The sequence below is a fragment of the Tersicoccus sp. Bi-70 genome (assembly GCF_001968825.1).
Taxonomy (GTDB): domain Bacteria; phylum Actinomycetota; class Actinomycetes; order Actinomycetales; family Micrococcaceae; genus Tersicoccus.
Window position 1 is genome coordinate 26958 of sequence record NZ_MIEU01000002.1, and the last position, 15102, is coordinate 42059.

The 15102-nt window shown below is 73.3% G+C and carries 13 protein-coding genes; 8 read left to right on the top strand and 5 right to left on the bottom strand.

What is annotated here, in order from left to right; genetic code table 11:
* The first annotated feature begins 62 nt into the window (after window positions 1-62).
* Genes BGP79_RS00320 through BGP79_RS00330 form a run of 3 tightly spaced genes read left to right on the top strand, consistent with a single transcriptional unit; the run spans window position 63 to window position 2789 of the window.
* Complete coding sequence (locus BGP79_RS00320; RefSeq protein WP_076692715.1) at window positions 63-1073, top strand: metal ABC transporter solute-binding protein, Zn/Mn family; 1011 nt, start codon at window positions 63-65, stop codon at window positions 1071-1073.
* Window positions 1070-1879 carry a metal ABC transporter ATP-binding protein gene (locus BGP79_RS00325; RefSeq protein ID WP_076692716.1) on the top strand — a complete coding sequence of 270 codons (810 nt, stop codon included), beginning with the start codon at window positions 1070-1072 and terminating at the stop codon, window positions 1877-1879. The genes BGP79_RS00320 and BGP79_RS00325 overlap by 4 nt, the downstream gene beginning before the upstream one ends.
* Before the next feature lies 1 nt (window position 1880).
* The gene (locus tag BGP79_RS00330; RefSeq protein WP_076692717.1) at window positions 1881-2789 is read left to right on the top strand and encodes a metal ABC transporter permease; all 909 of its coding nucleotides are present in this window, start codon (window positions 1881-1883) and stop codon (window positions 2787-2789) included.
* A gap of 47 nt (window positions 2790-2836) precedes the next feature.
* Here BGP79_RS00330 and BGP79_RS00335 read toward each other — a convergent pair whose 3' ends face one another.
* Window positions 2837-3280 (bottom strand): Fur family transcriptional regulator, encoded by a 444-nt coding sequence (locus BGP79_RS00335; protein ID WP_076692718.1) that lies wholly within the window; start codon window positions 3278-3280, stop codon window positions 2837-2839.
* 119 nt (window positions 3281-3399) lie between these two features.
* On the opposite strand from BGP79_RS00335, the gene BGP79_RS00340 reads away from it, so the two are divergent.
* From BGP79_RS00340 to BGP79_RS00355, 4 genes are all read left to right on the top strand, one after another.
* Window positions 3400-4059, top strand: coding sequence for an MBL fold metallo-hydrolase (locus BGP79_RS00340; protein ID WP_076692719.1), 660 nt, complete (start codon window positions 3400-3402; stop codon window positions 4057-4059).
* 72 nt (window positions 4060-4131) lie between these two features.
* Window positions 4132-5196: a magnesium transporter CorA family protein gene (locus tag BGP79_RS00345; RefSeq protein ID WP_076692720.1), complete on the top strand. Its 1065-nt coding sequence runs from the start codon at window positions 4132-4134 to the stop codon at window positions 5194-5196.
* A 40-nt stretch (window positions 5197-5236) separates the two neighbouring features.
* Window positions 5237-6097: a sulfurtransferase gene (locus tag BGP79_RS00350; RefSeq protein WP_076692721.1), complete on the top strand. Its 861-nt coding sequence runs from the start codon at window positions 5237-5239 to the stop codon at window positions 6095-6097.
* Window positions 6098-6496: 399 nt separating this feature from the next.
* Window positions 6497-7015, top strand: a complete 519-nt coding sequence (locus BGP79_RS00355; RefSeq protein WP_083701425.1) for an HIT family protein — start codon at window positions 6497-6499, stop codon at window positions 7013-7015.
* A gap of 511 nt (window positions 7016-7526) precedes the next feature.
* On the opposite strand, the gene hrpA is transcribed toward BGP79_RS00355, so the two are convergent.
* Genes hrpA through BGP79_RS00375 form a run of 4 tightly spaced genes read right to left on the bottom strand, consistent with a single transcriptional unit; the run spans window position 7527 to window position 14353 of the window.
* Window positions 7527-11540 carry an ATP-dependent RNA helicase HrpA gene (gene hrpA / locus BGP79_RS00360; RefSeq protein WP_076692722.1) on the bottom strand — a complete coding sequence of 1338 codons (4014 nt, stop codon included), beginning with the start codon at window positions 11538-11540 and terminating at the stop codon, window positions 7527-7529.
* A gap of 11 nt (window positions 11541-11551) precedes the next feature.
* Window positions 11552-12499: a putative protein N(5)-glutamine methyltransferase gene (locus BGP79_RS00365; RefSeq protein ID WP_076692723.1), complete on the bottom strand. Its 948-nt coding sequence runs from the start codon at window positions 12497-12499 to the stop codon at window positions 11552-11554.
* Entirely contained in the window at window positions 12496-13299 is an 804-nt protein-coding gene (locus BGP79_RS00370) for a fructosamine kinase family protein (RefSeq protein ID WP_076692724.1), read from the bottom strand. The genes BGP79_RS00365 and BGP79_RS00370 overlap by 4 nt, the downstream gene beginning before the upstream one ends.
* Window positions 13300-13309: 10 nt before the next feature.
* Window positions 13310-14353 (bottom strand): YafY family protein, encoded by a 1044-nt coding sequence (locus BGP79_RS00375; protein ID WP_076692725.1) that lies wholly within the window; start codon window positions 14351-14353, stop codon window positions 13310-13312.
* 105 nt (window positions 14354-14458) lie between these two features.
* On the opposite strand from BGP79_RS00375, the gene BGP79_RS00380 reads away from it, so the two are divergent.
* The gene (locus BGP79_RS00380) at window positions 14459-15019 is read left to right on the top strand and encodes a DinB family protein (protein ID WP_076692726.1); all 561 of its coding nucleotides are present in this window, start codon (window positions 14459-14461) and stop codon (window positions 15017-15019) included.
* The last annotated feature ends 83 nt before the right edge of the window (window positions 15020-15102 follow it).

Sequence of the window (15102 nt, forward strand, 5' to 3'; positions counted from 1 at the left end):
CATCTACCGCCGTCGGCCGCCGTTCCACTCGGCCGGCACCCCTCCCGGAACCGAGGTCCCCTGTGCCCCGCCCCGCCCGCTCGCTGTCCGTGCTCGTCGTCGCCGCTCTGCTCCTGCCGCTGGCCGCGTGCAGCGCGGATGGCGGTACCACCGGTGCCGGTGCCGCGTCCTCCGGCGGCGACGGCCGGGTCCAGGTGGTCGCGTCCACCGACGTGTACGGGGACATCGCCGCGACCGTCGGCGGCGACGCCGTTGCGGTGACCTCGCTGATCAACCGGCCGGACCAGGACCCCCATTCGTACGAGGCGACGGTGCGGGACCGCCTCGCGGTCTCGAAGGCCGACCTCGTGATCGTCAACGGCGGGGGATACGACCCGTTCATGGACGCGCTCGTCGCGGCGGACCACGTGGCCGGCGACGCCGTGATCGACGCGGTGGCGACGTCGGGCCTGGAGGAGAACGGGACGAGCGGCACGGGCAGCGCCGGCGCGGGTTCGTCGTCGGACGCCCACGCGGGTCACGATCACGGCGCGTTCAACGAGCACGTCTGGTACAGCCTGCCGACGGCGGAGAAGCTGGTCGCCGCGATCCGGGACAAGCTCACCGCGGAGCGGCCGTCCGAGGCAAAGGCATTCACCACCAACGCCGCCGCCCTGACGTCGAGGATCAGCGCCCTGCGGGATCGGCTGGCCGCGGTGCGGACGAGCGTGCAGCAGGACGGCGCGACCCACGACGTCGCCATCACCGAGCCCGTCCCCCTGTACCTGCTCGAGGATGCCGGTCTGCACAACGTGACCCCGCCCGCGTTCACCGCGGCCGTCGAGGACGGCGGCGATGTCTCCCCGGCCGACCTGAACACCGTGCGCGCGCTGATGCAGCAGGAAAAGGTCGCGCTGCTGGCGTACAACACCCAGTCCGAGAGCGAGCAGACGCGGGCCGTGGCCACGGCGGCGAGGAGTGCGGGCGTGCCGATCGCCGACTTCACCGAGACCCTGCCCGAGGGCACGCACTACGCTGACTGGATGTCCTCGAACATCGGCGCCGTCGAGTCCGCGCTCCGGACGCAGCGGTGAGTCCGGCCGCCCGACTGGACGGAGCCACCCTCTCCTTCGGCGACCGCCGCATCTTCGACGGCCTGGACCTGACGGTCGAGCCCGGGGAGTTCCTCGCGGTCCTCGGCCCCAACGGCTCGGGCAAGACGACCCTGCTGCGTACCCTGCTCGGGCTGCAGCACCTCGACGCCGGCACCGTGACCGTCGACGGGCACGCGCCCGGCCGCGCCTCCTCCCGCACCGGGTACATCCCGCAGCAGCGTCCGTTCGCCCCCTACACGCCGCTGCGCGCCCGCGATCTGGTCGGTCTCGGGCTGGACGGCACCCGCCTCGGACTGCGGCTGAAGCGGCGGGAGCACGCGCGCCGGGTCGACGACCTGCTGGCGCGGGTGGGGGCGACGGCGTGGGCGGACGCCCCCGTCGGGGCGCTCTCGGGCGGCGAGCAGCAGCGCTTGCGGGTGGCGCAGGCGCTGGCCACCCGGCCGCGGCTGCTGCTGTGCGACGAGCCGCTGCTCTCCCTGGACCTCAAGCACCAGCAGGCGGTCGCCGAGCTGATCGACCGGCAGCGGACCGAGCAGGGCAGCGCCGTCGTCTTCGTCACCCACGAGATCAACCCGATCCTCGACCACGTGGACCGGGTGCTGTACCTGGTCGGCGGCCGGTTCCGGCTGGGCACCCCGGCCGAGGTGCTGCGCACCGACGTGCTCTCCGACATGTACGGATCCCGCGTCGAGGTGATCGAGACCGGTGGCCGGCTCGTGGTCGTCGGACTGCCCGACGCGACCACCCACCACCACCACGACTTCGACACGGACGAGGAGGACTGACGTGGACGCCGACGCCCTCTGGGGTTCGATCATCAACTTCTCCGACTACGGCGAGCTGCTGCCCCTGGTGACCACCTCGCTGATCGCCGCCGCCGTCCTCGGCCTGGTCGGCGGCCTGATCGGGGTGTTCGTGATGATGCGCGACCTCGCATTCGCCGTGCACGGCATCGCCGAGCTCTCCTTCGCCGGTGCCGCGTTCGCCCTGCTGATCGGCGTCAACGTCGTCGCGGGTTCCCTCGTCGGGTCGGTGCTCGCCGCCGTCGTCCTCGGCCTGATGGGCGTGCGCGCCCGGGACCGCAACTCCACCATCGGGGTGCTGATGCCGTTCGGCCTGGGCCTCGGCATCCTGTTCCTCTCCCTCTACCAGGGCCGGTCCGCCAACAAGTTCGGGCTGCTGACGGGACAGATCGTCGCCGTCGAGGCGGTGCAGCTGCAGTGGCTGCTCGTCGTCGCGGTGATCGTGCTCGCCGGTCTGGCCCTGCTGTGGCGTCCGCTCATGTTCGCCAGCGCGGACCCGGACATGGCGGCCGCCCGCGGCCTGCCGGTCGGGCTGCTGTCGGTGGCGTTCATGGTGCTGCTCGGGCTCTCCGTGGCGCTGTCCATCCAGGTGGTCGGGGCCCTGCTCGTGCTCTCGCTGCTGATCACGCCCGCGGCCGCCGCGCTGCGGGTGACGTCGACGCCGTGGCTGGTGGCCGTGCTGAGCGTGGTGTTCGGCGTGACGGCCGCGGTGGGGGGCATCCTGCTCGCCCTCGGTGGGACGATCCCGATCAGCCCCTACGTCACGACGATCTCGTTCCTGATCTACCTGGTGTGCCGCGCGACCGGCGCAGTGCGGGAACGCCGTGGCGGCCGGGCGGGGAGTCGGCGAGCGGTGGAGCCGGCGCCCGACGACGTCGTCGCCGTCCCCTGACACCGACCCTCACTCGCGCCCCGGCCATCAGGGTTGCGGGGCTGAGCTCAGCGGCGTTCGGCGGAGCAGCGCGGGCAGAGCCCGAACACCTCGACGGTGTGCTCCACGGCGGTGAACCCGTTCTCGGCGGCGATCCGCTCGGCCCACGACTCGATGGCGGGCGCCTGCACCTCGACCACCTTGCCGCACACGCGGCAGACCAGATGGTGGTGGTGGACGGAGACCTCGCAGCGGCGGTAGACGGCTTCACCGTCCGCCGCGCGCAGCACGTCCACCCGGCCGTCGTCGGCCATCGACTGCAGCACCCGGTACGCGGTCGCGAGGGAGACCCGCTCGCCACGCTCGGTGAGGATGCGGTGCAGCTCCTGGGTGCTGACGAAGTCGTCCAGCTCGTCCAGCGCACGCGAGACCGCGGCACGCTGACGGGTGTTTCGCTCCGGCGGACGCGAGGCCGAGGCGTCCGCGGCGGGTGAGGACGAAGGGCTCGACACGGGTGGATGCCTCCTGCGGCGGGAAAACTGCTCCGTCGAGCCTAGCAGCGCGACCCTGCCGTTCCCCGGCCCGGCGGACCACCCCGGCAGGCCGACGTGACGCTGGTTACGCTGGGGACATGCAGCTGACGAAGTACACCCATTCCTGCGTCCGGCTCGAGGATCACGGGGCGGTGCTGGTCATCGATCCCGGCTCGTTCTCCGAGGTGGACACCGCGCTGGCGGGCGCCGACGCCGTCCTGATCACGCACGAGCATCCCGACCACGTGGTGCCCGAGACGCTGCTCGCCGCGCTCGCGGCCGCGCCGGAGCTGACCGTCCACGCGCCGGCGTCGGTGGCCGGCAAGCTTCGGGCCGACGCCGACGCCGCTGTGGCCGACCGGATCACGACGGCCGAGCCGGGAACGACGTTCGACGTCGCCGGCTTCTCGGTGCGGACCGTCGGTGGGCAGCACGCGCTGATCCACCCGCGCATCCCGATGGTCGCGAACATCGGCTACGTCATCGACGGCTCCGTCTATCACCCGGGCGACTGCTTCATCGTCCCGGACGGCGACGCCGTGACGACGCTGCTCGTGCCGCTGCACGCCCCGTGGTCCAAGACCGCCGAGGTGATCGACTTCGCCATCGCCGTCCGGGCGCCGCGGGCCGTCCCGATCCACGACGCCCTGCTGACCGACACAGGCCGCGGCATGGCCGAGACCCACCTGGGCACCCACGCCGGTGCCTACGGCGTCTCCGTCGAGCACCTGGACCCGGGCCAGAGCATCGAGGTCTGACCCGCGGTGAGCGAGCCGCGACCGGGGGTTCACCTGCACGGACGCGTCCGCGCGTCGGCCTAGGCTGACCCCATGCTCAACGCGAGGGTGTTCCGGAACGGCCGGCACGAGGACCGCCGGCTCGACGTGGACGAGGTCGCCGCCCTGTCCCGGGACCCTGACGCGTGCGTGTGGGTGTGCCTGCCGGCGGGACGAACCGACGACGTCCGCCGCCTGCTGCCGGCGCTCGGCGTGCACCAGCTCGCCGTCGAGGACGTCGTGACCGAGCACCAGCGGCCCAAGCTGGAGCGCTATGCGGACCACCTGTTCCTCAACGCGTACGCGGTGCGCACCGAGCAGGGGCGCGGGGGCAACCGGATGCCGACGCTGGCGTTGACGGAGGTGTCGGTGGTGATCCGCCGCAACGTCCTGATCGTGCTCGCGGAGGACGACGGCTTCGACGCCGACGACGTGCTCAGCCGCGCGAGCGACAACGAGGAACTGGCCGGGACCGGCGTGTGGCGGCTCGTGCACGCCCTCGTCGACTACCTCGCCGACAGTCAGCTGGCCGCCGCCGAACAGCTTGACGAGGCGGCCGACTCCCTCGGCGACGACCTCTTCGCGGAGGACGACGGCTCGCCCCGGCGATCGCTGCAGCGCAACGGCTTCGTGCTGCACAAGACCATCGTCGCGCTGCGCCGGGTGCTGGTGCCGATGCGCGAGGTGACGGCGACGCTGCTGCGGCACGTGCACGAGGACGCCGCCAACGGCGACGGCGGGGACTCGACGGCCACCGGGGGCCGGCCGCCGCAGGACGAGAAGAAGGCGCAGAAGCTCGCCGAACTCGCTGCCTACCTGCAGGACGTCAACGACCACGTGCTGCGCGCGATCGACTGGACCGAGTCCGCCCGGGACATGTCCACGACGGTCCTGCAGACGCACCTGACCATCCAGGGCAACACCCTCAACGTCGTGATGAAGAAGGTGACGAGCTGGGCCGCCATCATCGCCGTACCCACCCTGATCACCGGCTTCTACGGGATGAATGTGCCCTACCCGGGCTTCGACACGGTCTCCGGGGTCGTCGTCGCGTGCCTGCTCATCGTGGTGTGCTCCGGCGCGCTGTGGTGGCAGTTCCGGCGGCGGGACTGGCTGTGAAGCACCGGGCGACGATGACCGACGACGACGGAGGACTGCGATGACGGAACGACCCGATGACCTGATCTCCGCGACGGAGCTGGCCGCGGGGCTCGCCGCCCCGCCCCCCGGTGGCGGGCGCGTCGTGCTGCTGGACGTGCGGTGGAAGCTCGGCGACCCCCACGGGGCCGACCACTACCGCGACGGCCACCTGCCCGGCGCCGTGTACGTGGACCTCGACCGTGAGCTCTCCGGGGAGCCGACCGCCACCTCCGGACGTCACCCGCTGCCCGACCCGGAGCGGTTCGAGGCGGCGGTCCGCGGGTGGGGCGTGAACGACGGCGACACCGTCGTCGCCTACGACGACGCCGGCGGCTTCGGCTCGGCGCGCGCCTGGTGGTTGCTCCGGCACGCGGGTCACGACGACGTCCGGGTCCTCGACGGGGGACTGGGCGCCTGGATCGCGGCCGGCCACCCGATCGAGCAGGGAACGGTGACGCCGGAACCGGGCACCGTCGGCCTGAGCTGGGGCCGGATGCCGGTCGTGGAGCTGCCCGACGTCGACGCGGCCGCCCGCGACGGGGTGCTCCTGGATGCCCGCGCGGGGGAGCGGTACCGCGGCGAGACGGAGCCGGTGGACCCGAAGGCCGGACACATCCCGGGGGCGCTCAGCGCCCCGACCGCGGACAACGTGACGGCGGAGGGGACGATGCTGCCGGCGGACGCGCTGCGGTCTCGCTTCGACGCGCTCGGCGTCACCGGCGCGGTTCCGGTCACCGCCTACTGCGGGTCCGGGGTGAGCGCCGCGCAGGAGGTGCTGGCGCTGCGCCGGGCCGGCATCGACGCGGCGCTGTTCCCGGGGTCGTGGTCGCAGTACGCGGCGACGGACCGGCCCGTGGCGACCGGCGTCGAGCCGGGCTGAGGGTGCGCGACGCGCGTCGCTGAGTCAGCCGCGTCCGCGGCCTCGGACCGCCGCGTGGCGACCGGCGGCGATCCGGGCTGAGACCGCGCGGCGCGTCCCGCCGCTGATTCAGCCGCGTCCGCGGCAGACACCGCGCTCGCTGAGGACCGTTCTGGCGCAGAACCGGCTGACTCACCGCGGAGTGGGTCCGGCGTGCATCGAGGAGGCTCGGCGCCGTCGGCTGAGCCGCCGGGGTGGTCGGTGCGTGCTCTGCCGTGAGTCCGTCGGTTGTGCCCGCGCGCCCCGGTCATTGGCCACGGCCTGGGGGCGGTACCGACGGACTCACCGAGTTGTCGCCGCTGCACGATGGTCGCTGGCCAACCGTGGCGCCGTCGGCCGCGGCGCCGGTAGCGTGCCGGTATGACCTTCGGACGACCCAAGCCCCCGCAGCCCGGCACTCGGTTCACCGCGCAGGACCACTCGGCGGGTGGCGCTCCCGCCGAGAAGGCGGAGCCGACCCTGTTCACCCGGATCATCGACGGCGAGATCCCCGGCGACTTCGTGTGGAAGGACGACGCCGTCGTCGTGTTCCTCTCGATCGGGCCGCTGGCCGACGGGCACGCGCTCGTCGTGCCGCGGGCCGAGGTGGATGCCTGGACCGACCTGCCCGCCGACCTGATGTCGCACATCATGGAGGTCGCCCAGATCGTGGGGAAGGCGCAGCTGCAGGCCTTCGACGGGGAGCGGATCGGCGTCATCATCGCCGGCTTCGAGATCCCGCACACCCACGTCCACGTCTTCCCGGCCACCTCCGAGCAGGAGTTCAGCTTCGCCAACGCTGAGAAGGATCCGGACCGGGATCGGCTGGCGGCCAACGGCCGGACCCTGCGCGCGGCGCTGCGGAAGGCCGGCCACGAGGCGACCGTCCCGGCGGACTGACCTCCGCTCGGGGACCGTCCGTGCCGGCGCTGCCCGGCACTGGTGGCGCTCCCGACGCCCCGCCCCCCACGTCGAGTGTGCGGTTGACGTCGTCATTCGACGCGAATGGGTGCGTCATCCGTCCACTCGGCGCGCGTAGCTCTTCGAGTGGACGGACGATGTCGCAAGCTGGCCGGTTTCGCCGCATCTACCGTCCACTCGGCGCACACGGGTCGTCGAGTGGGCGGTTGACGTCGTTATGAGCCGCGGATGGGTGCGTTATCCGTCCACTCGACGCGAGCACGTCGTCGAGTGGGCGGACGATGTCGCGGAGCGGCCGGTTTCGCCGCACCAACCGTCCACTCGGCGAGGGGGCAACGTCGAGTGTGCGGTTGACGCTGTCATCGTCGGCGAATGGATGTGTTATCCGTCCACTCGGCGAAGGACGGTCGTGCCGGGGTACCGACGCCGCGACGCGGCGACCCGCCGTGCAGCGACGCCGCGCGGCAACGCAGCGACGCCGCCCGATCCGTCAGCTGCTCGTGGCCGCCTTGAGCGCGGTGCGGATCCGCTTCTCCGAGACGGAATAGGCCGTGCCGAGCTCGACGGCGAACAGGCTGACCCGCAGTTCCTCGATCATCCAGCGCACGTGCGTCAGCGCGGCGGAAGGGCGGGCGCCCGGCGGCAGGGCCGCGACCGCGGCGTCGAACTCGTCTTCCAGGCCCTGCACGGCCGCCATGGACAGCCCGTCCCGCTGGACGTTGGTCGGCAGCTTCTCCAGCCGTCGGCTGATCGCCGTCAGGTAGCGCGGGTAGTGCTGCAGCTGCGCCCAGCCGGTCGCCGCGACGAAACCCGGGTACACCAGGTGCTCCAGCTGCGCCTTGATGTCGTTCAGCGCGCTGATCAGGGCCAGCGACGTGGTGCCCTTGAGCGACCGGCGGACCTGGGCGGCCTCGGCGAGCACGCGCTCCACGACGGCCGTGACGGCGAAGACGGTGTCGATCAGCTCCGCCCGGACATGCTCGAACAGGCCGTCGAATGCGGCGCGCGTCCAGGGCGGGTCCGCCGGCACCAGCCGGTCGACAGCGGCGAGGGTGCAGTCCTCGATCAGCGACGCGACGGAGCCGTGCGGGTTCTGCGTGAACGTCAGCTTCTCCCGGTTGGAGAGATGGTCCAGCACGTACCGCTGCGGGGACGGCACGCGGAGCGCGAGCAGCCGGACGACGCCGCGGCGGTGCGCCTGCGTCGCCTCGTCCCGGTCGGTCAGCGCCCGCAGGGAGACGCTGCCGCCGTCGTCGACGAGGGCCGGGAACCCGCGGACCGCGTGCCCAGCGACCGTCGTCGACACCTCCCGCTCGATGCTCTCACCGGGCCACGCCGTCAGCCCGGTGAGCTCGGCGAAGACGGCGGCGGGAGCCGAGGTCGCCTGAGCCGACGAGGCCGCCGGTGCCGGGGCACCGCCCCGGCCGTTCCGACCCCGGCCGTTCCGACCCCGGCCGCGCCGGCGGTCGCCGGGGGCGCCGGCCGGCGACGGAGCGCCACTCTCGCCGCCGAGCGTCGCCGCGATCGCGCGCCGTGAGGCGTCGGCCAGGCCGGCCTGCAGCCGTTCCAGCGAGGTGTCCTCGCCGAGCACCCGCCCGGTGCCGTCGACGACGACGAACCGCAGCCGCAGATGCGCCGGGATCGCGTCGAGGTCGAACAGGGCCGGGTCGATGACGATGCCACGCAACCGGCGCAGCACGAGGGCGAGCGAGGGGAGCAGCTCGTCGGAGGACGCGTCGAAGTCGGCGTTCAGCGCCTCGACCGCCGCGCGTGCGACGTCGGGCGCGGGCACGACGTTCTTGCGCACCGCCTTGGGCAGGGACCGGATCAGGGCGGTGACGAGCTCGATGCGCAGCCCCGGGATCTGCCAGGCGAACGGCGCGGCGTCCAGCTGCTGCAGGAACAGCACCGGCACGGTCACGCTGACGCCGTCGTCGGCGCCGGGCTGGTGGGTGCGCTCGGCGGCCGGGTCGTACGCGTAGGTCAGGGCCAGCTCGTGACCCTGCTGCCGCCAGACGGTGGGGAAGGCGTCGGTGTCCAGGTCGTCGCCGCCGGCCAGGACGAGGCTCCGGTCCAGATCGAGCAGGTCGGGGTGCTCGTGCCGCTCGCGCTTCCACCACGAGTCGAAGTGCCGGCCCGAGACGATGGAGGCGGGCAACCGCGCGTCGTAGAAGTCGACGAGCGTCTCGTCGTCCACGAGCAGGTCGCGGCGCCGCATCCGGGTCTGCAGCTCCTCGACGGAGTCCAGCAGCTCCCGGTTGCGGCGGAAGAACGGGTGGTGGGTGCGCCAGTCGCCCTCGACCAGGGCGTGCCGGATGAACAGGTCGCGGGAGAGCTCCGGGTCGATCCGGCCGAAGTTGACCCGGCGCCGGGCGATCACCGGCAGCCCGTACAGGGTGACCTTCTCCCACGCCATCACGGCACCGCTCTTCGCGGACCAGTGCGGCTCGGAGTAGGAGCGCTTGATCAGGTCCGGGGCGAGGTCCTCGACCCAGGCCGGGTCGATCCGCGCGTTGACGCGGGCCCACAGCCGGGACGTCTCGACCAGTTCCGCGCTCATCACCCACTCCGGGTTCTTCCGGAACAGGGAGGACCCGGGGAAGAGGGCGAAGTGCGTGCCGCGGGCGCCCGTGTACTCGCGCTTGCGCTCGTCCCACAGGCCCACCTGGCTGAGCAGCCCGGCGAGCAGGGACTGGTGGATGGCGTCGTGCCCGGCGACGGCGTCGACGTCGCGCCCCGGGGCGAGGGTGATGCCGAGCGGCTTGGCCAGCTGCCGCAGCTGGGCGAACAGGTCCTGCCACTCGCGGATCCGCAGGTAGTTGAGGAACTCGGCGCGGCACAGCCGGCGGAAGGCGTTGCCGGAGAGCTCCCGCTGCTGCTCCTGCAGGTGGTTCCACAGCAGCAGGAATCCGGTGAAGTCACTGGTCGGATCGACGAAGCGGGCGTGCTGCTGCTTCGCCTGCGTCTCCTTGTCCGTGGGCCGTTCACGCGGGTCCTGGATGGTCATCGCCGCGGCGAGGATCATCACCTCCTTGGCGCACCCGCGCCTGGAGGCCTCGATGATCATCCGGCCGAGCCGCGGGTCCACGGGCAGCTGGGCGAGCTGCCGGCCGACCTCGGTCAGGCCCGAGCCGCGGGCCGGGGCCAGGTCGCCTGCCCGGCCGGTGGCGGCACGGGCCGGCGCGAGGGCCCCGAGCTCGCGGAGCAGCGTGACACCGTCGTTGATCGCCCGCTCCTGCGGGGGCTCGACGAACGGGAAGGCCGCGACCTCCTTCGGCCCCTCCGCGATGCCCATCGCCGCCATCTGCAGGATGACCGCAGCCAGGTTCGTGCGCAGGATCTCCGGGTCGGTGAACTCGCGGCGTGCCTCGAAGTCCTCCTCCGAGTAGAGCCGGATGCAGATGCCGTCCGCGACGCGCCCGCACCGGCCCGCGCGCTGGTTGGCCGACGCCTGGGAGATGCGTTCGATCGGCAGGCGCTGCACCTTGGTCCGTACGCTGTAGCGGGAGATGCGCGCGGTGCCGGGGTCGATGACATACCGGATGCCGGGCACGGTGAGCGACGTCTCGGCGACGTTGGTCGCGAGCACGATCCGGCGCCGCGGACCGGGGGAGAACACCCGGTGCTGCTCCTCCATGGAGAGCCGGCCGAAGAGGGGAAGCACCTCGGCGTCCGCGAGTCGCCGGTTGCCGGGCAGCCGAGCCCGCAGGGCCTCGGCCGCGTCGCGGATCTCCCGTTCGCCGGAGAAGAAGACCAGGATGTCGCCCGGCGCCTCGCGGGAGAGCTCGTCGACGGCGTCGCAGACGGCGTCCAACGGGTCCCGGCCCTCGGCCTGCGTGTCCCCGTCCTCGTCGTCGTCCTCGGCCGGCTCGGTCAGCGGCCGGTACCGGATCTCGACGGGGTAGGTGCGGCCGGAGACCTCGAGGATGGGCGCCGGTTCGGGCTCGGTGCTCCCGTCCTCGCCGGGGCGCGGCAGCGCGAAGTGCTCGGCGAACCGCTCCGGGTCGATGGTGGCGGAGGTGATGATCACCTTCAGGTCCGGCCGGGTCGGCAGCAGCCGCTTGAGGTAGCCGAGCAGGAAGTCGATGTTCAGGCTGCGCTCGTGCGCCTCGTCGATGATGATGACGCTGTACCGGCGCAGCTTCGGATCGTTCTGGATCTGCGCGAGCAGGATGCCGTCCGTCATCAGCCGGATCCGGCTGTCGGGGCCGTTCACGGACGTGAACCGTACCTGGTAGCCGACGGTCTCCCCGATGCTCTCGCCCAGTTCCTCGGCAATGCGTTCGGCGACGGTGCGGGCGGCAAGACGACGCGGCTGGGTGTGGGCGATCAGACCGCGCTCGCCGAGGCCCAGCTCGAGGCACATCTTGGGGATCTGGGTGGTCTTGCCGGAGCCGGTCTCCCCGGCGATGATCGTCACCTGGTTCGCGGCGACGGTGGCCATGATGTCCTCGCGGCGTGCGCTGACGGGCAGCGCGGCGGGGTAGCTGATGGTGGCCGGCACGATGACCCAGTCTAGGCGTCGTGCGCGGCGGCTCCGGTGTGGCGCTCGCCGGCTTCTCGGCCGGCTGAATCGAGCGCCCGGCGGGGTGCGCGCGCGACGACGGCGGTGCCCTCCACGCGGTCGTCCCGCACGACGCGCGTCCGCAGGCCGGCGTCCCGGAACAGGCCCGCGCTGGCCGGGGCCTGCCGCACGCTGGTCTCGACGATCACCGTGCCGCCGGGAGCGAGCCAGCGCCCGACGTCCGCGGCGATGCGGCGCTGGACGTCCAGGCCGTCGGCGCCGCCGTCGAGCGCCACGCGGTGCTCGTGGTCGCGGGCCTCCGGCGGCATCGAGCCGATCGCGGCGGTGGGGACATAGGGAGCATTGGCGACGACGACGTCGATCGTCCCCGCCACGCCGCGCGGCAGCGCCGCGAACAGGTCACCCTCGAGGACCAGGGCGCCCGGCGCATTGAGGCGGGCGCAGGCGACGGCGTCCGGGTCGATGTCGGCGGCGATCAGCCGGACCGGTGAGACGGCCGACGCGGCGGGCGGCGCGGGATCCGCGTCGCGACGGGGCGCGCCGCGGTCGGGGCGGTGAGTCAGCCGGGCCAGCCGGGCCGTGACGGCCGCGACGCCGCAGCACAGCTCGAGCGCCGTGGGCGGGTGGCCCGGATCGACGCGGGCTCCCTCGACGCGGTGCAGTGCCGCGGCTGCGAGCCGGGCGAGCAACAGGGTGCGACGGCGGGGGACGAAGACGCCGGGGTGGACCACCACGCGCAGGTCCCCGAACGCGGCCCAGCCGAGCACGTGCTCGAGCGGTTCGCCGGCCACCCGGCGCCGGATCAGGTCCTCCCGGGCCGCGTCGTCCTGCTCGGCGGCGAACAGCAGCTCGGCCTCCTCCTCGGCGAAGACGCACCCGCTGCGGCGCAACCGGCCGATCACGTCCTCCCGCTGCGCCTCGACAGCGGCCCCGTTCACCGCGACCGGTCCCGTCCCGCGGTGACGCCGGGCAGGGCGAGCGCGGCCTGGGCGGCCCGGTCGGTCCGGTCGGCGTAGCCGGCGCCGAAGAGGACGGTGTGCACCATCAGCGGATACAGCTGGTGGAGGGGGATGCGCGCCCGCCATCCGGCGCGGAGGGGATGGACCTGCCGGTAGCCCTCGAGGACGTCGTCGAACAGGGGGCAGCCGAAGAGGGCGAGGAAGGCCAGGTCCGTCTCCCGGTGCCCGCCGTGGGCCGCCGGGTCGATCAGGGTGGCGCCGTCGGACGTCCACATCACGTTGCCGCTCCACAGGTCGCCGTGCAGCCGGGCCGGCGGGTCGCCGTCGTCGAAGTCCCCGTCGAGCAGGCGGTCGACGACGTCGCGGATGACGTCCTCGGTGCGCGGGGCGAACACGTCCCGGGCCCGCGGGTGGTCCAGCAGGGGCTCGAGCCGCGCGCGCGCCAGGAAACGACCCCAGTCCGACTCCGCCGCCGCGGGCATCGGCAGCGGATCGTCCATCGGGCCGAAGTAGCCGTCCCCGTCCCACCCCGCGGGCAGGGCGCCGAAAGCGGGGGCACCGGCGTCGTGCGTGGTGGCCAGGCCCCGACCGAAGGCGACGGCGGACGGCGGGGTCGGGGCGACCTCGACCAGCCTGTCGAGCAGCAGGTGGTCCTCGTCCACCTCGAGCACCGTCACGGCCGGGACGCCCTGCGCCTCGGTCAGCCAGCGCAGACCGGCGGCCTCGCAGGCGAAGAATCCCGGGGGCGCACCGGTGCGCTGTTTGCGGAAGGTGGGCACGCGACCCAGCCTAGGTGCGCGCAGCGTCGGGGGGAACGGCAGGATCCCGCGGAACGACGGCGCCGGGAGGACCCTCGGCGTCCGGGGGAGCGGCGACGTCGCCGACGGCGGCCTCCGCCAGCCGGTCGGCCAGCACGCGGGCCCGGTCGAGCAGCTCCGGCGGGGAGATCAGGGTGAACGGTTCGCCGGTGCCGATCAGCTGCGCGAGGGCCCAGTCCAGGGAGTCCGCGCCGACGCGGACCAGGGTGCTGCCGCCGTCCTCCGCCTCCACCTGCGCCACGAGCGGACCGAGCAGTTCGGTCACGCGTTCGACGGGGGCGCCGATCCGCACGCACAGGTCGTACCGGTAGGGGGAGCGGGTGATGGTCTGCTGCACGTAGTCGGTCAGGTCGGCCGCCGGCAGGGGCCGCGGGGCGAACCGTCCGCGGGGCGTGGCCGTGCGCTCGATCCGGTCGACGCGGAAGGTGCGCCAGTCGTCCCGGTCCAGGTCGAACCCGACGAGGTACCAGCGGCGGCCGGCATCGATCAGCCGGTACGGCTCCACCAGCCGCCGGGTGGCCGTCTCGTCCCGGCCGACGTGGTCGAAGGGCAGCACCCGCCGGTCCGTGATCGCCGTCGTGATGGCGGTGAGCACGGTCGCGTCGATGTGCGCCGACGGGCCGCCGAGGGCGGAGACCGAGTCCCGCAGCGACGCGAACCGGCCGCGCAGCCGGGGCGGGGCCACCTGCTGGAGCTTGGCCAGCGCCCGCACCGAGGCCTCGCCGACACCGGCGACGGGGCTGATCGAGACGGCGTTCAGTCCGAGCGCGACGGCGAGGGCCTCGTCGTCGTCGAGCAGCAGCGGGGGCAGGTTCGCGCCCGCGCCGAGCTGGTAGCCGCCGGAGGCGCCGGGGGAGGAACGGATCGGGTAGCCGAGGGTGCGCAGCTTGTCGACGTCACGGCGCACGGTCCGTTCGGTGACCTGCAGCCGGTCGGCGAGGTCCGGTCCCGACCACTCGCGGCGCACCTGGAGCAGGGACAGCAGGGCCAGCAGGCGCGCGGACGTCTGGATCACGGTCTCAGCCTAGGCGAGTCCTGCGGACAGTTTCCGTCCGCAGCCGCTCCTACGCTGGCATCACGCCGGTGGAGACACCCACCCCGTCAGAGATGAGGGACAGCCATGGATCCGATCACGATCGTCCGGGATCAGCCCAGCTGGCACTGGGACCACCAGCTGCAGCCCCGGTTGGCCGGTCTGACCGACGACGAGTACGTCTGGGAGCCGGTCGCCGGGTGCTGGAACGTCCGACCCGAGGCGCAGATCACGGCGCCGATGGCGGTCGGCACGGGCACCCACCGGATCGAGTTCGCCCTGCCCGAGCCGGAGCCGGCCCCGGTCACGACCATCGCCTGGCGTCTCGGGCACCTGATCGTCGGCGTCCTCGGGACACGGGTCGCCTCGCACTTCGGTGGCGAGCCGATGGACTACCGCGGCCACGCCTACGCCGCGACGGCGGACGAGGCGCTCGCCCAGCTCGACCGGGTGTACGCCGGGTGGAACGACGGCGTCGCCGCCCTCACCCCGGAGCGGGCCGCCGCGCCCATCGGGGAGGCGGAGGGGGAGTGGGCGGAGCACTCGATGCTCGAACTCGTCGTGCACATCAACCGCGAGGTGATCCACCACGGAGCCGAGATCGCCCTGCTGCGCGACCTGTACGCCCACCGGCCGCTGACCGGCTGAAACCGGCGGCGGATCCGGGAGGAACAGGCTGGTCCGACACCCCTCCGGTACCGCCCCGCGCCGGGTGTAGGTTCGGGTCAGGA

What these genes read in the sequence shown, in the direction of transcription:
- BGP79_RS00340 (WP_076692719.1), top strand. Translation starts at nt 3,400, where the DNA reads ATGCAGCTGACGAAGTACACCCATTCCTGCGTCCGGCTCGAGGATCAC.
- BGP79_RS00345 (WP_076692720.1), top strand. Translation starts at nt 4,132, where the DNA reads ATGCTCAACGCGAGGGTGTTCCGGAACGGCCGGCACGAGGACCGCCGG.
- BGP79_RS00350 (WP_076692721.1), top strand. Translation starts at nt 5,237, where the DNA reads ATGACGGAACGACCCGATGACCTGATCTCCGCGACGGAGCTGGCCGCG.
- BGP79_RS00355 (WP_083701425.1), top strand. Translation starts at nt 6,497, where the DNA reads ATGACCTTCGGACGACCCAAGCCCCCGCAGCCCGGCACTCGGTTCACC.
- BGP79_RS00380 (WP_076692726.1), top strand. Translation starts at nt 14,459, where the DNA reads ATGGATCCGATCACGATCGTCCGGGATCAGCCCAGCTGGCACTGGGAC.